This is a genomic window from Pseudoduganella sp. HUAS MS19 (assembly GCF_053615455.1).
Window position 1 is genome coordinate 1,516,482 of the sequence record NZ_CM132133.1, and the last position, 16,451, is coordinate 1,532,932.

A 16,451-nucleotide genomic window follows, 5' to 3' on the forward strand; every position below is an offset into this window, starting at 1 on the left:
TACATGAGCACTCTCGATAAGGCACACGATCACGCCCACGGCGACCACGATCACGCACACGACCATCCGCACGGCTTGAGCCGTTGGCTGTTCGCGACCAACCACAAGGACATCGGTACCCTGTACATGTGGTTCTCGTTCATCATGCTGCTCTCCGGCGGCGTGCTGGCGCTGATGATCCGTACCGAACTGTTCAAGCCTGGCCTGCAGTTCTTCCAGCCTGAATTCTTCAACCAGCTGACCACCATGCACGGCCTGGTGATGGTGTTCGGCGCCATCATGCCGGCCTTCGTCGGTTTCGCCAACTGGATGATCCCGCTGCAGATCGGCGCATCCGACATGGCGTTCGCGCGCATGAACAACTTCTCGTTCTGGCTGCTGCCGCCTGCGGCGATCCTGCTGGCCGGTTCGTTCTTCGTGCCTGGCGGCGCGACCGCTGCCGGCTGGACCCTGTACGCTCCGCTGTCGACCCAGATGGGTATCGGCATGGACATGGGCATCTTCGCCATGCACATCATGGGCGCGTCCTCGATCATGGGTTCCATCAACATCATCGTCACCATCCTGAACATGCGCGCTCCCGGCATGACCTTGATGAAGATGCCGATGTTCTGCTGGACCTGGCTGATCACCGCCTACCTGCTGATCGCCGTGATGCCGGTGCTGGCAGGCGCCATCACCATGACCCTGACCGACCGCCACTTCGGTACTTCGTTCTTCAACGCCGCCGGCGGCGGTGACCCGGTGATGTACCAGCACATCTTCTGGTTCTTCGGCCACCCGGAGGTGTACATCATGATTCTGCCGGCCTTCGGCATCGTGTCGCAGATCATCCCGGCCTTCGCCCGCAAGCAGCTGTTCGGCTACGCTTCGATGGTGTACGCTACCGCGTCCATCGCGATCCTGTCGTTCATCGTCTGGGCCCACCACATGTTCACCACCGGCATGCCGGTGACTTCGCAGCTGTTCTTCATGTACGCCACCATGCTGATCTCCGTGCCGACCGGCGTGAAGGTCTTCAACTGGATCGCGACCATGTGGAAAGGCTCGATGACCTTTGAAACCCCGATGCTGTTCTCGGTCGGCTTCATCTTCGTGTTCACCATGGGCGGTTTCACCGGCCTGATGCTGGCGGTGACCCCGGTCGACATCCAGCTGCAGGATACCTACTACGTGGTGGCGCACTTCCACTACGTGCTGGTGGCAGGCTCGCTGTTCGCACTGTTCGCCGGCTTCTACTACTGGGCGCCGAAGTGGACCGGCCACATGTACAACGAGACCATGGGCAAGGCCCACTTCTGGCTGTCGCTGATCACCTTCAACATCACCTTCTTCCCGATGCACTTCCTGGGACTGGCGGGCATGCCGCGCCGTTACGCCGACTACCAGGCGCAGTTCACGGACTTCAACTCGATCGCCACCATCGGTGCTTTCGGTTTCGGCCTGAGCCAGGTGTTCTTCCTGTTCTGCGTCGTGCTGCCAACCATCCGCGGCGGCAAGCAGGCGGAAGCCAAGCCATGGGAAGGCGCGGAAGGCCTGGAGTGGACCGTGCCGTCGCCGGCCCCGTTCCACACCTTTGAAGTGCCGCCGACCGTCAAGTAATCAGTTTTTCGGGGACGGGTCGCACCGTCCCTGTAGAAAGCAGCAAATGCCTGATCCGAAGAAGCAATCGAATATGCGCCTGGCCCTGATCCTCGGGTCGGTCGCCCTGGTGTTCTTCGCGGCGGTGATCGCGAAACGCTGGATACTTGGTGCGTAAATGAGCAACGGCGTGAGTACCCGCGAATCGAACCGCAAGATGCTCGGCAAATTGCTGGTCATCGCAGTCATGATGTTCGGTTTCGGTTATGCGCTGATTCCGGTGTATAAGCACCTGTGTGAAGTGCTCGGCATTAACGTGCTGACCCAGTCCGACGGCACCACGCTCGACGATGCGAAGAATACGCAGGTGGACGCCAGCCGCAGCATCACCGTGGAGCTGGACAGCAATGTGCAGGGCACGCTGCGCTTCCGCCCTACGCAGAACAGCATTACCGTGCACCCGGGCGAAATGGTGACCGTGGTGTACGAGGTGGTAAACAGCTTGCCGCGCGAGGTGAAAGCCCAGGCGATTCCAAGCTACACGCCGCAAAGCGTCACGCCGCATTTCAGGAAAGTGGAATGCTTCTGCTTCAAGGAGCAGACCCTGAAGGCGAACGAGGCGCGGCAGATGCCGGTGATGTTCTACATCGATCCGGCGGTGCCGAAGGATATCAAGGTTATGACGATGTCTTATACCTTCTTCGAAACCGGGATGGTAGGGAAATCGTGAAGTCGTTCCTGTACTCGATGAAAGCAGTGCTGTGGTCGTTCGTCGGCCTGCGCCGCAAAGGCGATTTTGACCAGGATGAGCAGAAGCTGAGCATCTTCCATGTCATCGTTGCCGCCTTGCTGGGCGCGGCCATGTTGATCGGCCTGCTGGTGTCGATTGTTAAATTTGTCGTCTTAAAGTAATTTAAAGTAAATTTTGCAGGATTTTAGGGAGAACAAGATGAGCTCTAATAACGCCGCGGCACCGTACTACTTCGTGCCTGGTCCTTCCAAGTGGCCGATGCTGGCAGGTATTTCCCTGCTGGTGACCATGATCGGTGCTTCCGCCTGGGTCAACGACGCCTCCTGGGGCATGGTGGCCTGCCTGGCCGGCATCGTCATGACCCTGGGCGTGCTCTACTGCTGGTTCGGCGATGCCATTTCCGAATCGGAAAAAGGCCTGTATTCCAAGCGTATCGACGTGTCCTACCGCTGGTCGATGGGCTGGTTCATCTTCTCCGAAGTGATGTTCTTCGGCGCCTTTTTCGGCGCGCTGTACTACGCCCGTTCCATCACCTTCCCGTGGCTGTCCGACCTCGACCACAAGCTGATCTGGCCTGACTTCTCCGGCGCCTGGACCGCCAGCGTCGGTCCGGCCGGCACGGTGGACAGCTACACCCCGATGGGCCCGTTCCCGATCCCGACCATCAACACTGCGCTGCTGCTGGCGTCGGGCATGACCCTGACCATCTCGCACCACGCGCTGCAGGCGGCCAACCGCTCCAAGGCGATCTTCTGGCTGGCTGCCACCGTGCTGCTGGGTGCAGTCTTCATGGGCTTCCAGGCATATGAGTACATCCACGCATACAGCGAACTGAACCTGAAGCTGACCTCGGGCATCTACGGTTCGACCTTCTTCATGCTGACCGGCTTCCACGGCTTCCACGTGACCATGGGCGCGATCATGCTGTCCGTCGTGCTGTACCGCCTGATCCGCGGCGACATGAGCGCCGAACACCACTTCGCCTTCGAAGGCGCGGCCTGGTACTGGCACTTCGTTGACGTGGTCTGGCTCGGCCTGTACGTGGTCGTGTACTGGTTGTAAGACGCAGGTATAATCTACCCGCAAAAAAAGCCGCATCGGCCAGAACGCGCCCCAGGTCGCGCTCTGTGCAGATGTGGCTTTTTTGCATTCAGGACGGGGCTACCTGATCCCGGTCGGCTTGATATAGCCCAGTTTTGCCAGCACCAGGATGGCGATGAACAGCGCGATCGAAAAACCGACGCGCAGCGCAAAGGCGCGCACCATTTTCGGGTTGGCCGATTTGCTGCGCATCATGCTGATGAAGGCCGAGGCCAGGCTGCCGATGATCAGCACGAAGGCGACGGCGACAAAGTATTTCATGGTATTTAGGCGGTTTCAGAGGAACACTTATTGTATGGCATTCCGCTTCCGGTTGATCCCTTTCCTGGCCACCCTGGCGCTGGTGGCTATCGGCATCTCCGCCGGCCGTTGGCAGGATGGCCGCGCCGCCGGCAAGCTGGCGCTGGAAGCGCAGCTGGCCGCCGGTAATGCCGCCGCGCCAGTGGTGCTGGGCGCTGCGCCGGTGGCCGCCGCCGCCGTCGAATTTCGCCGCGTGCGGCTGCAGGGCGAATGGGCCGGCGCCTGGCCGGTCTACCTGGATAACCGTCCCCACGCCGGCAAGCCTGGCTTTTACCTGTTGATGCCTTTGCGCCTGGCCGGCAGCGATATGCACGTGCTGGTGGCGCGCGGCTGGCTTCCGCGCGATATGGCCGACCGCAGCAAGTTGCCGGCGTATGCGACGCCAACGGGACCGGTGCTGGTCGAGGGCATTGCGCGCCTGGCGCCGGGGCATGTGATGCAATTGGGCGAGGCGCCCAGGCTCGAACCCGGCGCCATCGTGCAGAATGCGGATGCGGCGGCGCTGGCCGCGGCGACCGGCTGGAAATTCCAGCCGCTGCTGGTCGAACAGACGACGCCCGATGGCGCGGCGGCCGCCGAAGCGCTGGTGCGCGACTGGCCGGCGCCGGCACTGGGCGCCGACAAACATAAAGCTTACGCCTTCCAGTGGTACGCACTGGCGGCAATGGCAGGTCTTTTCTTTGTATTCACCGGGTTGAGAAAAAGTGGAAAACGCTAAACTAGACGACAACCAGCGCCGCCGTGGCCGCTGGAGCATGTTCGCGGTGCTGCTGGTCTGCGCCGCACCGATCATTGCTTCCTATATCACCTATTACTTCATCAAGCCGGAAGGGCGTACCAATTACGGCGACCTGCTCGACCCGCGCATGCACCCGATCCCGGCCATGGCCAGCACCACGGTCGACGGCAAACCGCAAACGCTGCAGGATTTCAGGGGCAAATGGCTGATGGTCAAGGTGGGCGGTTCGGCCTGCGACCAGAAGTGCCAGGACATGCTGTTCATGATGCGCCAGCTGCGCACCATGCAGGGCAAGGAGGCCGACCGCATCGAGCGCGTGTGGCTGATCACCGACAATGAGCCGCTGGAAACCTTCATGCTGCGCGTGAACGACGGCACCCGCTTCCTGCGCGCGCCGGCCGACGTGGTGGGCAAGTGGCTGCCGCTGGAGCAGGGCGGCAAGGTGGAGGAGCACATCTACCTGATCGACCCGATGGGCCACCTGATGATGCGTTTCCCGAAAGATGCCGACCCGGCCAGGGTGAAAAAGGACCTGGGCAAGGTGCTCAAGGCTTCGGCCATCGGTTGAGGCGGGCGCAATGGACCATCACTCCCTTGCCCATATGGCGATTACGGCGCTGCTGGTGGCGTCGCTGCCGCTGTCGGTGGTCTGGATCTCCAGGGACACCAATAAGTACCGCAAGCTGGTCTGGATCGCTGTTTTCCTGACCTTCGATCTGATCGTGTTCGGCGCCTTCACGCGCCTGACCGACTCCGGCCTGGGCTGCCCGGACTGGCCGGGCTGCTACGGTGAAGCCAATCCATTCATCGCCCATGAACAGATCCGCGCCGCCGAAGCGCTGATGCCGACCGGTCCGGTCACCATGGTGAAAGCCTGGATCGAGATGATCCACCGCTACCTGGCCATGGGCATTGGCGTACTGATCGTGGCCATGATGGGGGTGGCGTGGTGGCGCTCGACTGGACGGGGCCGCGCCGGCGCTGGGGCCGGCATGGCGCGCCGCATCCCGCCGGGCTTCCCGACCTTCCTGTTCTTCTTCATCCTGCTGCAAGGGGCGTTCGGCGCCTGGACCGTGACCCAGAAATTGCAGCCGATCTTTGTCACCGGCCACCTGGTGCTGGGCATGTCCCTGCTGGCGCTGCTGGCCTGGTTCGGCGGCCGCGAGGACCAGTTGCACGCGCCGCTGCCGCGCGCCGGCGGTTCCCAGGCGGCGCGCCTGGGCCGCATCCGCCTGCTGGCGGCGCTGTCCGGCGTGGTGCTGCTGGTGCAGCTGGCGCTGGGCGCCTGGGTCAGCTCGAACTATGCGACACTGGCCTGCACCGAGTTCCCGACCTGCGGCGGCACCTGGGTGCCGCCAATGGACTTCGAACATGGCTTCCACCTGTGGCGCGACCTTGGCAAGACTGCCGCCGGGCATTACCTGCCGTTCGAGGCGCTGACGGCGATCCATTGGGTGCACCGCAACTTCGCCGCCGTGGTGCTGCTCGTTCTGGGCATGACCGCCTGGCAGGCATGGCGCGTCGAAGGCCTGGGCAAGCATGCGCGCTGGTTGGCGGCGGTGCTGGCATTGCAGGCCTTTACCGGCGTGGCGACCATTTATTTCAACTTCCCGCTGGCCATTGCGGTGGCCCATAACGCGGGGGCGGCAGCCCTGGTGCTGTTGCTGACCATGATAAACTACAGGGCTAAGTACCTGGCTGCCCCCGCCTACCAATAACAATGAAATCCTCGACTTCCCGCATGGCCCAGTTCTGGGCCCTGACCAAGCCGCGCGTGACGCAGCTGGCCGTGTTTTGCGCCGTCATCGGCATGTTCCTGGCGAGCGACGGCATGCCCGACTGGCGCGTGGTGATCGCGGCAACGGCCGGCATCTGGCTGCTGTCCGGCGCGGCGTTTGCCGTCAATTGCCTGGCCGAGCGCGAAATCGATGCCCGCATGGCGCGTACCGCGCGCCGCGCGACGGCGATGGGCGACATCACCGTGCCGCAGACCGTGGTGTTTGCGCTGGTGATCGGCGGCGCCGGCATGTGGATCCTGCACCAGCTGGTCAACCCGCTGACCATGTGGCTGACCTTTGTCACCTTCGTCGGCTACGCGGTGATCTACACCATGATCCTGAAGCCGGCCACGCCGCAGAACATCGTGATCGGCGGCCTGTCCGGCGCGATGCCGCCGGCACTGGGCTGGGCAGCCATTGCCAACGACGTGCCAATGCAGGCCTGGCTGCTGGTGCTGATCATCTTCGTCTGGACCCCGCCGCACTTCTGGGCGCTGGCCATGTACCGCAAGGCCGACTACGAGCGTTCCGGCTTGCCGATGCTGCCGGTCACCCACGGCATGGGCTTTACCGCCTTCCACGTGTGGCTGTATTCGATCATCCTGGCCGCCACCACGCTGCTGCCGTTCGCGGTGAAAATGAGCGGCCTGATTTACCTCGCCAGCGCGATTGTGCTGAACGCGGTATTCTTGTACTACGGCTGGCGCATCTACAAGCATTACAGCGATGTCGTTGCGCGCAAGGCTTTCACCTGGTCCATCATTTACCTGTCGCTGCTGTTCGCGGCGCTGCTGGTCGACCATTACTTCAAGTTCTGAGTGCTATGAAAAAACTGTTTGCGGCGCTATGCATGCTGCTCGCCCTGGCCGCTTGCGGCGAGAAGCAGCTCAAGTTTGAGAACACCGACCTGACCGGCCTGGAGTACGGCAAGGGCTTTTCGCTGAACGACCACAGCGGCAAGCCGGTAACGCTGGAATCCTACAAGGGCAAGGTGGTGGTGCTGTTCTTCGGCTTCACCCACTGCCCGGACGTGTGCCCGACCACCATGGCCGAAATGTCGGCCGTGATGAAGGAGCTGGGCCCGGATGCCGACAAGGTGCAGGTGCTGTTCGCCACCCTTGACCCCGAGCGCGATACCAGGGAGCTGCTGTCGCAGTACGTGCCGGGCTTCGACCCGCGCTTCGTGGGCCTGTATGGAACACCGGAGCAGACCGCCGCCACTGCCAAGGAGTTCAAGGTGTTCTACCAGAAGGTGGCGGGCAAGACTGCCGGCAGCTACACCATCGACCACACGGCCGGCAGCTACGTGTTCGACAAGAACGGCAAGCTGCGCCTGTTCCTGCGCCATGGCGGCGGGCCGGCGCCGATCGTGCACGACCTGAAGCTTCTCGCCGCCAGCTGATTCCTGATAAGCTAGGGCATGGAAAAACGATTTCAGCCCTATAGCCGCCTGGCAGCCATTGTCTTTCTCGTCATTGGCTGCCTGTATGTCCTGCGTCCCTTCCTGGCCGGCATACTGTTTGCCGCCGCCATTGCAATTTCCTCCTGGCCCCTTTACCAGCGCCTGCTGGGGCGCCTGCAAGGCCGCCGCACCCTGGCTGCGGCGGTGATGACGGTGTCGCTGGTGCTGGTCATCGTGCTGCCGCTGTCGCTGGTGACCTGGAATATCGCCGACAGCGTGAGCCACTTCTACCACGGCGCGCGCGAAGCGATCGATGCCGGCGGCTTCGAACCGCCGGCCTGGCTGCGCCAGTTGCCGCTGGTGGGCGAGTCGGTCGACTTGTACCTGCGCCAGATCTTGAGCAGCAAGGAAGAACTGCTGGCCGTGGCCAAGAAATACGTGGAACCGGCCCGCAACATCCTGCTGAACAGCGGCATCGTGCTCGGTGCCGGCGTGGCGCAGGTCAGCCTGGCCGCCTTTGTCTCGTTCTTCCTGTACCGCGACGGCCATAACATCGTGGCTGCGCTGGAAGTGGGAATGGACAAGATCATGGGCGAGCATGCGGTCGAAGTCGCCGAAACCGTCAGCCGCACCGTTACCGGCGTCATGTACGGCATGCTGGGCACTGCGCTGGCACAGGCTGCGGTGGCGGCAATAGGTTTCCTGATTGCCGGCGTGCCGGCAGTGGCTTTGCTGTCGGTGGCCACCTTCGTCTTCTCCCTGGTGCCGGTGGGGCCGCCGCTGATCTGGGGCGGCGCCGCCATCTGGCTGTTCTCGCAGGGCATGACCGGCTGGGGCATCTTCATGCTGGTCTATGGCATGGTCGTCATCAGCGGCGTGGATAACGTGGTCAAGCCGATCCTGATTTCGCGCGGTTCCAGCTTGCCGTTTGCGCTGGTGCTGCTGGGGGTGATGGGCGGTGTGCTGGCCTTCGGCTTTGTCGGCCTGTTCATCGGTCCGACTCTGTTGGCCGTGGCGCTGGGCTTGCTCAGGAACTGGACCGAGGTCAAACCGGTCGTTTAGAAGGCCGGCAAGGGTTTAGTGCACCAGCATGGCCAGCGCCCGTTCCGGGCTGGTATGCCGTTCCATGATGGTCTTGATGGCGCCGTCTGCGCGCATGGCACGCAGTGCCTGTTCGAGCCTGATGGCCGAGGTGCCGGCAACCCGGTGGGAAATGACCAGCGATCCCTGTACGTTCTCGCGCGGTACCAGGTCCAGTACGCGGAACTGGCCGCGCAAGCGGGCATCGCGGTACACGGCATCGACATTGCTGTTCAACTGGAGGATGGCCTGCACGCGCCCGTACTGGAATAGCCGCAGCAGCGTGGCGTAATCGGGCGTGTCGTGGACACGGCCCTGCTTGCGCAGCCGCTCCAGCCAGGCATCGTAGGTGGCGCCATGCCTGAAGCCCCTGATGACCGCGACTTTGAGTTCCGGCCGCGCTGAAAATTGTTCGAGCGTGGCGGCATGCCGCGCCGCCTCGCTGCGCACCAGGAGCATATTGCGCGACTGGAGGTAGGGCGTGAAGCGTGCAAAGCGTGCGCGCTCGGGCGTGGCAATGCCGGACATGGTCATGTCCAGCGTGCCTTCCTGTAGCATGGTCCAGATGCGGATGCGCGAGTCGCGCGTCATGCGCAGTTCGCAGCCGGTGCGCCGCGCCAGTTCGTCGACGATATCCTTGTCGATGCCGGCCCATTGCTCGCCGCTGCGATAGTACAAGGCGCCATGTTCGTACATGGCGACCGTGTAGGGGCCGCAGGATGCCGCTGCGGCGCTGCCGGCAAAGCAGGCCGCCACTGCAAGCAGGACACTGCGCAGGTGCATGTCAATCCTGTTCGTCGGAATCGGGCGGCAGGTTGCGCGGGATTACCTTTACCAACAGTATACGCGGGCCATTCATCTTTTTCACCACCAGGTCGAAGGCGTCGAATTCGACGCGCTGGCCCTGTTTCGGGATGTCGCCGAGCTTGAGCATGATCAGGCCGCCGACCGATTCCACTTCCTCCAGTCCCAGCTCTTCGTTCTCGATGTCGACGCCGAGGATGCGCTCGAGCGAGAAGATCGGCAGGCTCGCCTTGCCGATCAGCGAACCGTCGGGCTGCCTGAGCCAGTCGTTTTCGTTGAGGCGGAATTCGTCGTGGATCTCGCCGACCATGGCGCCCAACAGGTTGTCCAGCGTGAGGAAACCGACCGGGCGCTTGCCTTTTTCGCCGATCAGGGCGAAGTGCGGCGCGCCATCCTTGAAGCGGCGGAACAGTTCCAGCGCCGGGGTACGGGCCGAGATCGTCTCCACCGGGCGCAGGTAGCCGGACAGGTTCTTGATCTCCTTGCGCGACTGCAGGGCAAAGAACAGGTCCTTCAGGTGCACGACTCCCAGCACGGTATCGCCTTCCTCATCGAAGTAGGGATAGCGGCTGAAGCGGTTGCGCACTACGGTGTCGAGGTTTTCGTCGATCGAGCGGTCGGCGTGCAGCCCGATCACTTCATTGATCGGGCGCATCAGGTCGGCCACGCGCAATTGGGAAAAGTCCAGCGAGTTGGCCAGGATATTGCGTTCATCCTTGTTGAAGGATTCGCCCGGCTGGCTGGTGCGCAGGATCAGCTTCAGCTCTTCGTTCGAGTAATGGGATTCGTGGCCGCCGGCGTCGCCCAGGCCGGCCAGGCGCAGCACCGCATTGGCGCTCTGGTTGAGCATCCAGATGGCCGGGTACATGGCCCAGTAGAAAGCGTACAGCGGGATGGCGCTCCACAGCGCGACCGCTTCGGGAAGGCGGATGGCCAGCGATTTCGGCGCCAGTTCGCCCACCACGATGTGCAGGAAGGAGATGGTGACGAAGGCAAATACGAAGGAAATGCCGTGCACGATGTCCGGCGAGCTGATGCCGATCCAGGTGAGCAAGGGTTCCAGCAGGCGGGCAAAGGCAGGCTCGCCGATCCAGCCCAGGCCGAGCGAGGCAAGCGTAATGCCCAACTGGCAGGCGGACAGGTAGGCATCAAGGTGGCCATGGACCTTGGCCAGGATGCGGCCGCGCAGGCCCTGGGTCTTTTCGATGGCACGCACGCGGGTGCGGCGCAGGGTGACGATGCTGAATTCGGCGGCGACGTAGAAGCCGTTCAGTGCTACGAGGAAGAGTGCGAAAAATACTAGTAAAAGGTTGTCCATATGCGCCCTAAGGCGGGGAGTCGAAAACCTCTATCTTATCCGACCCGGGGCACGCCTCGCGCATTTCTGACAATTTCTTAGTGGAAAGCTACGCCTGCGGCGCCAGGCCGCTCGCCTTGCAGATGGCCAGCAGGCGCAGTGCCAGTTCGCTGTCGCTGGCGGCGCGCTCGCGCTGGACGGCAAGCAGGGCGCGCTGCGCCTGCAGCACGGGCAGCTCGTCGCTCATGCCGCGGCGCGCGCGCATGGCAGCCAGCTCCAGTGCGGAGCGGGCGCTCGCTTCGCGTGCCGCGAGCGCCTGCCGGCGCTGGCGCGCGGCGGCATAGGCGGAAAGTGCGTCGTCCATTTCGTGCCAGGCTTGCAGCACGGTTTTATGGAAATTCACAGCCGCTTCCTGTTCTTCGAGCTTGCGCAATTCGACCGTCGCGCGGCGGCGGCCGTTGTCGAACAGCGGCAGCTGCAGGCTTGGGCCGAGCGACCATTGGCGGCTGCCCCAGTCGCCGAATTTGCCGCCGTCCAGCGACTCGAAGCCCAGCGACAGGCCCAGCGTGATGCGGGGATACAGGTCGGCCGCCGCCACGCCGATCCGTGCGGTGGCGGCTTGCAGGCGGGCCTCCGCTGCCTGGACGTCCGGGCGCTGGCGCATTACTTCTGCCGGCACGCCCAGCGCGAGGTCGGGCCCGTGCGGCGCCGCATCGGCGTGCGGCGCCGGGAGTTGCTCCTGAAGTGCGCCTGGCGGCCTGGCGAGCAGCATGGTCAGCCGGTTGCTGGCGGCGGCCTCCTGTTCGAGCAGCGCCGGCGCACGCCCTTCCAGTTCGGCGAGGGCCAGGCGCTGCTGCTCGGATTCCAGGCCGGTGGCGAGCCCGCCGCGCTGGCGTGCCGCCACCAGCGCAGCCATGTCGCGTGCGCCTGCCAGCTCTGCCTGCAGCACTTCCTGCTGGCGCCGGGCCGCGCGCAATTCGTAGTAATTGCGCGCCACCTCAAGTTGCACGGCCAGTTGCACGTCACGCAGGAGCGCGCTGGCCTGCGCCATGTCTGCCTGCGCCGCCTGCACGCTGCGCCGCACGCGTCCCCAAAGGTCGAGCTCCCAGGCGGCATCGAAGCCGGCCTGGTACAGCGCAAAGGGATCGCTGAGTTTTTCGATCAGCGCATCCCGATTGGCCGGCCCGATCGCATCGACCATGCGCGTTCCTGCACCGGACTCCGATTGGCGCTGGCGCGCGGCGCCGGCATGGGCGGTGAGCTGCGGCCCGTGTGCGCCGGCCGCAATATTGCGTGCCAGCCGGCTCTGGGCAAGGCGCAACGCTGCCGATTGCAGGTCGAAGCTTGCGGCCAGGGCCTGCTGTTGCAAACTGTGCAAAACAGGATCGTTGAAGCGGGCAAACGCCTGCGCCGAGCCGGCTGCCAGGCCAGTGTCGCGCAAGGCCGGCGAGCCGCCGTGCCAGTCGCCATAAGCGGCGGGCGCCTGCACGGCAGGCTGGCGGTATTCCGGCCCGACCGCGCAAGCGGCCAGCGACAGGCAGAGAAGGGAGAGTGTGAGCTGTTTCATGATGTTTCCAGTTCAGGCGAGGCGGTGGCGGAACAGCCATGCCGCCAGCGGCAGCGTGACGAGGGCAATCAGCACGAGCGGCACCATGTTCGGCCACAAGGTGCCGAGGCCGACGCCTTCGAGGTAGACGCGCTGCACCATGTCGATGGCAAAGCGCAGGGGATTTGCCATGGTGGCCACTTGCAGCATGTGCGGCATGTTGCGCACCGGAGTGGTGAGCCCGGAAAGCAGCATCATCGGCATCACCAGCACGAAGGTGTACAGCATGGCCTGCTGCATGTTCAGCGACACGGCCGATATCGACAGTCCGATGCCAACACTGGCAATCGTGAACAGCGTCAGCCCGGCGTAAATGGAAAGCAGCGAGCCGGCCATCGGCACGCCGAACCACAGCCGCGTGACCAGCAGGATCAGGGTCGACTGCAGCAGCCCGATCATGATGGGCGGCAGGGCCTTGCCGAGCATGATGTCGATCGGCGTCAATGGCGTGACCAGCAGCTGGTCGAAGGTGCCTTGTTCACGTTCGCGTGCCACCGATAGCGCCGTCAGCAACAGGGTTTGCAGCATGCTTAAGGCCGCGATCATGCCCGGCATCAGGTACCAGCGCGTTTCCAGGTTCGGGTTGAACCAGGCGCGCGATTCGATGCGCAGTGCGGGCCCGCTGCCGCCGTGCTTTAGCCGCCATTGGCGGTTGAAGTCGGCCACCACCGCGCCGATATAAGCGGCAGCCGAACCGGCGGTATTGGAGTTGCGCCCATCCAGCACTATCTGCAGGGGCGCCGCCTCGCCGGAATACAGCCGGCGCTCGAAATCGACGGGTATGCTGATGGCGATCAGCGCCTTCTCGCTGTCGATCGCTTCGCGCAGCGCCGCCTGCGTCTCAAAGGTGAGCGTGCGGCGGAAGGTGCCGCCGGCATCGAGCTTGGCCAGCAATTCGTCGGAAGCGGCGCTGTGGCTGGCATCATTGAGCGCATAGGGCACATGGGCCAGGTCATAGGTCGCCGCATAGCCAAACAGCAGGCTTTGCACGATGGCGGGCACCACCAGGATGAAGCGGCTCTTCGGGTCCTTGAGCACCGCCAGGAATTCCTTGCGGACGATGACGGCAATGCGGCGAAAGAAGTTGATCATGTCTGCCTCAATCCAGTCGTTTGCGGGTAACGGCGCGGGCGATGCCCAGTAGCAGCACGGCATAGGCGGCGAGGATGGCGCAGTTGCGCAGTATGAGCGGCCAGACATTCCCGGCCAGGAACAGGGTCTTGACCAGCTCCATGAAGTAGGTGGCGGGCAGGATGCGTCCAACCACCTGCACCGCCACCGGCACATTGCGCAGGTCGAACAGGAAGCCGGACAGCATCAGCGACGGCATGAAGCTGCTGACCAGTGCGAGCTGGCTGGCGAGGAACTGGTTCCTGGTCGCTGCTGAAATCAGCAGGCCCATGCCGACCGCTACTATCAGGTACAGCATGGAAGCTAAGACGATGACCGGCAGCGAACCCTGCATCGGCACCTTGAACAGGAAGTGCGCGGCGGCCAGGCACAGGAAGAGCCCCATCATGCCGACACAGAAGTAGGGGATGACCTTGGCCAGCAGGATTTCGGCCGGCCGCACCGGTGTCACGAACAGCGCTTCCAGCGTACCGCGCTCCCATTCGCGCGCCATGACCAGGGCGGTAAGGAAGGCGCCCACCAGGGTCATGATCAGCACGATCAGCCCTGGCACCAGGTACCAGGTGCTGGTGTTGGCACTGTTGTACCACATGCGCTGTTCGATGCGCACAGCGCCGTTGGCGGGCACGCTGGCGGAGTAGGCGGCGCTGCCAAGGCGTTCGGCGCGGCGGATGCTCCATTGCTGTAACGCGCCGCTGGCGTAGTTCAGGATGATGTTGGCGCGGTTGGCTTCCGCACCGTGCACGAGGACCTGTACTGCGGCGTTCCCTGCCGCGGCGTCGCGCGTGAAGCTGGCGGGCAGGCGGACGATGGCATCGACCCGGCGCTCGCGCATCAGGGCTTCCGCGGCACGCATCGAAGCGACAGGTATCGGGGCGAAAGTTGGCGAGAGGCTGAAGCCGGCCACCGCTTCCTGTGCTGTTGGCGAGCTGTCTTCCATTACGATGGCAATGGGTGCGTTCCTGACGTCCAGCGACAGGCCGTAGCCGAAAATCAGGATCAGCACGATTGGCAGGGCGATGCCGATTGCCATGTTCGATGCATCGCGCAGGAGCTGGCGGAATTCCTTGCGCACCAATGCCGCCAGACGGGAACGGAAGCCGCTGTTCATGGTGCGCCTGCGCTGCGGTTCTTTTCGACGATGGCGATGAAGGCATCTTCCATATTGCCTGCATCGCCGGCTTGCGTGCGCACTTCGAGCGGCGTACCGATGGCGAGCAGCTTGCCCGCGTCCTGGATCACGATGCGGTCGCAGTACTCGGCTTCTTCCATGAAGTGCGTGGTTACCACGATGGTGACGCCTTGCTCCGACAGCGTGGTGATGCGGCGCCAGAATTCACGCCGCGCAAGCGGATCGGCGCCGCTGGTTGGCTCGTCCAGGAATAGCACTTCAGGTTCATGCAGCAACCCAGTGGCCATCGCGAGGCGCTGCTTGAAGCCGCCCGGCAACTGGCCGCTTGGCATATCTTCTTGTCCGCGCAGCTGGAACTCCTCCAGCACCTGGCTGGTGCGCTGTGCCAGGCGCTTGCCATACAGGCCGTAGGCGCCGCCAAAGAAGTCGAGGTTCTCCTGTACCGTCAGGTTGCCGTACAGGGCGAACTTCTGCGAGACATAACCGATCCTGGCTCGTGCCTGCGCGCGGGCGTGGCGCAGGTTGACGCCCGCCACCTGGAGGAAGCCGGAGCTTGCAGGAAGAAGTCCGCATAGCATGCGGAAGGTGGTGGTTTTGCCGGCGCCATTGGGACCCAGCAGGCCGAATATTTCGCCGCGCGTGACGCTGAAGCTGGTGCTTGCGACGGCCGTGAAATCGCCAAACTTGCGCACCAGGTCGCGCACCTCGATCATTGCCGCCCCGCGCACCGCCGCTCCCGCCCCGGCAGCCGCATCGCCGCCCCGGCCACGCGCCGCCGCAGCCGGCGCGACAGCTGCGCCAGGGGCGGCCGATGCGGCACGCAGCAGCATCATAAATCCATCTTCCAGGCGGGCTGGCACGGGCTTGGCAGGCAAACCGTCAAGCAACTGCGCCACCGCGCGATCCGAAGCATCCGCCCGGCGGATAAAGCGCACCTGCCCGCCCTGCGGCACCGCGTCGACCACCACCGACCGCGCATCAATCATGCGCGACTGCAGTATCCGCGCCGATTCGCCGGCGCGCGGCATGGCAGTGAAACACAGGCCGTCGGCGTGCGAGCGCAAGTCGGCAGGCGGGCCCGAGGCCAGCAGCCGCCCCTCATGCATGACAAATACCTGCCCGCAGCGCTCCGCCTCGTCCATGTACGACGTGCTGACGATCACCGACAGCCCTTCCTCATCCACCAGCTGCTGCACGATCTGCCACAACTCGCGCCGCGACAGCGGGTCGACCCCGACAGTCGGCTCGTCGAGCAGCAGCAGCTCCGGCAGGCGCACCAGCGTGCAAGCGAGCCCGAGCTTCTGCTTCATCCCGCCGGACAGCTTGCCCGCCGGCCGCGAGGTGAACCGTTCCAGGTCGGTCATATGCAGCAAGCGCGCGAATCGTTCGCGCCGCACGTCCTGCGGCACGCCATGCAGGTCCGCGTACAGGTCCATGTTCTCCTGTACGCTCAAGTCCTCGTACAGGCCAAAGCGCTGCGGCATATAACTGATACGGTCCTGCACCTGCTGGGGATGCGCCGCGACATCGACGCCCAGCACCGACAAACTGCCGCCGCTCGGTGCCAGCAAGCCCGCCGCCATGCGCAGCAAAGTTGTCTTGCCCGCGCCATCCGGCCCGACCAGCGCCGTCAGCGCGCCGCGCGGCACGTCCAGCGACACCCCGCGCACCGCCTCCACAGGCGCGACAGCGCCCTTGACCTCGAAATGGCGGGACAGGCTACGTCCGCTGAGCACTGCAGCTTCCATA

The 16,451-nt window shown here is 64.0% G+C and carries 18 protein-coding genes; 11 read left to right on the forward strand and 7 right to left on the reverse strand.

Translation table 11 applies throughout. The features are described 5' to 3' along the window. Positions 1-3: 3 nt before the first annotated feature. Genes ctaD through ACWBU6_RS07100 form a run of 5 tightly spaced genes read left to right on the forward strand, consistent with a single transcriptional unit; the run spans position 4 to position 3,394 of the window. Positions 4-1,602: a cytochrome c oxidase subunit I gene (ctaD, locus tag ACWBU6_RS07080; RefSeq protein WP_452648117.1), complete on the forward strand. Its 1,599-nt coding sequence runs from the start codon at positions 4-6 to the stop codon at positions 1,600-1,602. A 46-nt stretch (positions 1,603-1,648) separates the two neighbouring features. Next, positions 1,649-1,759, forward strand: a complete 111-nt coding sequence (locus ACWBU6_RS07085) for a cytochrome oxidase small assembly protein (protein WP_452648118.1) — start codon at positions 1,649-1,651, stop codon at positions 1,757-1,759. Then, a complete protein-coding gene (locus ACWBU6_RS07090; protein ID WP_452648119.1) occupies positions 1,760-2,311 on the forward strand; it encodes a cytochrome c oxidase assembly protein in 552 nt (183 codons plus the stop codon). Then, positions 2,308-2,493: a DUF2970 domain-containing protein gene (locus ACWBU6_RS07095; protein ID WP_452648120.1), complete on the forward strand. Its 186-nt coding sequence runs from the start codon at positions 2,308-2,310 to the stop codon at positions 2,491-2,493. The genes ACWBU6_RS07090 and ACWBU6_RS07095 overlap by 4 nt, the downstream gene beginning before the upstream one ends. Before the next feature lie 37 nt (positions 2,494-2,530). Further along, positions 2,531-3,394, forward strand: coding sequence for a cytochrome c oxidase subunit 3 (locus ACWBU6_RS07100; RefSeq protein WP_452648121.1), 864 nt, complete (start codon positions 2,531-2,533; stop codon positions 3,392-3,394). 99 nt (positions 3,395-3,493) lie between these two features. On the opposite strand, the gene ACWBU6_RS07105 is transcribed toward ACWBU6_RS07100, so the two are convergent. Beyond that, positions 3,494-3,694 carry a DUF2909 domain-containing protein gene (locus ACWBU6_RS07105; RefSeq protein WP_452648122.1) on the reverse strand — a complete coding sequence of 67 codons (201 nt, stop codon included), beginning with the start codon at positions 3,692-3,694 and terminating at the stop codon, positions 3,494-3,496. Positions 3,695-3,728: 34 nt separating this feature from the next. On the opposite strand from ACWBU6_RS07105, the gene ACWBU6_RS07110 reads away from it, so the two are divergent. From ACWBU6_RS07110 to ACWBU6_RS07135, 6 genes are read left to right on the forward strand one after another with little or no spacing between them, the layout of a single operon-like run. Then, on the forward strand, positions 3,729-4,451 hold the full coding sequence (locus ACWBU6_RS07110) for an SURF1 family protein (RefSeq protein ID WP_452648123.1): 723 nt from the start codon (positions 3,729-3,731) through the stop codon (positions 4,449-4,451). A gap of 37 nt (positions 4,452-4,488) precedes the next feature. After that, a complete protein-coding gene (locus tag ACWBU6_RS07115) occupies positions 4,489-5,040 on the forward strand; it encodes an SCO family protein (RefSeq protein ID WP_452649538.1) in 552 nt (183 codons plus the stop codon). A gap of 10 nt (positions 5,041-5,050) precedes the next feature. Beyond that, on the forward strand, positions 5,051-6,190 hold the full coding sequence (locus ACWBU6_RS07120; protein ID WP_452648124.1) for a COX15/CtaA family protein: 1,140 nt from the start codon (positions 5,051-5,053) through the stop codon (positions 6,188-6,190). A gap of 2 nt (positions 6,191-6,192) precedes the next feature. Then, a complete protein-coding gene (gene cyoE, locus ACWBU6_RS07125) occupies positions 6,193-7,068 on the forward strand; it encodes a heme o synthase (RefSeq protein WP_452648125.1) in 876 nt (291 codons plus the stop codon). Between the two features lie 5 nt (positions 7,069-7,073). Next, positions 7,074-7,652, forward strand: a complete 579-nt coding sequence (locus tag ACWBU6_RS07130; protein WP_452648126.1) for an SCO family protein — start codon at positions 7,074-7,076, stop codon at positions 7,650-7,652. A gap of 18 nt (positions 7,653-7,670) precedes the next feature. Continuing rightward, a complete protein-coding gene (locus tag ACWBU6_RS07135) occupies positions 7,671-8,714 on the forward strand; it encodes an AI-2E family transporter (protein ID WP_452648127.1) in 1,044 nt (347 codons plus the stop codon). A 15-nt stretch (positions 8,715-8,729) separates the two neighbouring features. Here ACWBU6_RS07135 and ACWBU6_RS07140 read toward each other — a convergent pair whose 3' ends face one another. The 6 genes from ACWBU6_RS07140 to ACWBU6_RS07165 all read right to left on the reverse strand — a co-directional run bounded on the left by ACWBU6_RS07140 (position 8,730) and on the right by ACWBU6_RS07165 (position 16,450). Beyond that, on the reverse strand, positions 8,730-9,515 hold the full coding sequence (locus tag ACWBU6_RS07140) for a substrate-binding periplasmic protein (RefSeq protein WP_452648128.1): 786 nt from the start codon (positions 9,513-9,515) through the stop codon (positions 8,730-8,732). Between the two features lies 1 nt (position 9,516). Then, positions 9,517-10,854: a hemolysin family protein gene (locus ACWBU6_RS07145; protein ID WP_452648129.1), complete on the reverse strand. Its 1,338-nt coding sequence runs from the start codon at positions 10,852-10,854 to the stop codon at positions 9,517-9,519. 88 nt (positions 10,855-10,942) lie between these two features. Then, positions 10,943-12,400: an efflux transporter outer membrane subunit gene (locus ACWBU6_RS07150; protein WP_452648130.1), complete on the reverse strand. Its 1,458-nt coding sequence runs from the start codon at positions 12,398-12,400 to the stop codon at positions 10,943-10,945. 12 nt (positions 12,401-12,412) lie between these two features. Then, on the reverse strand, positions 12,413-13,531 hold the full coding sequence (locus tag ACWBU6_RS07155) for an ABC transporter permease (protein WP_452648131.1): 1,119 nt from the start codon (positions 13,529-13,531) through the stop codon (positions 12,413-12,415). A gap of 7 nt (positions 13,532-13,538) precedes the next feature. After that, positions 13,539-14,681, reverse strand: coding sequence for an ABC transporter permease (locus ACWBU6_RS07160; RefSeq protein ID WP_452648132.1), 1,143 nt, complete (start codon positions 14,679-14,681; stop codon positions 13,539-13,541). Beyond that, positions 14,678-16,450, reverse strand: coding sequence for an ATP-binding cassette domain-containing protein (locus ACWBU6_RS07165; protein WP_452648133.1), 1,773 nt, complete (start codon positions 16,448-16,450; stop codon positions 14,678-14,680). The genes ACWBU6_RS07160 and ACWBU6_RS07165 overlap by 4 nt, the downstream gene beginning before the upstream one ends. Position 16,451: the final 1 nt, after the last annotated feature.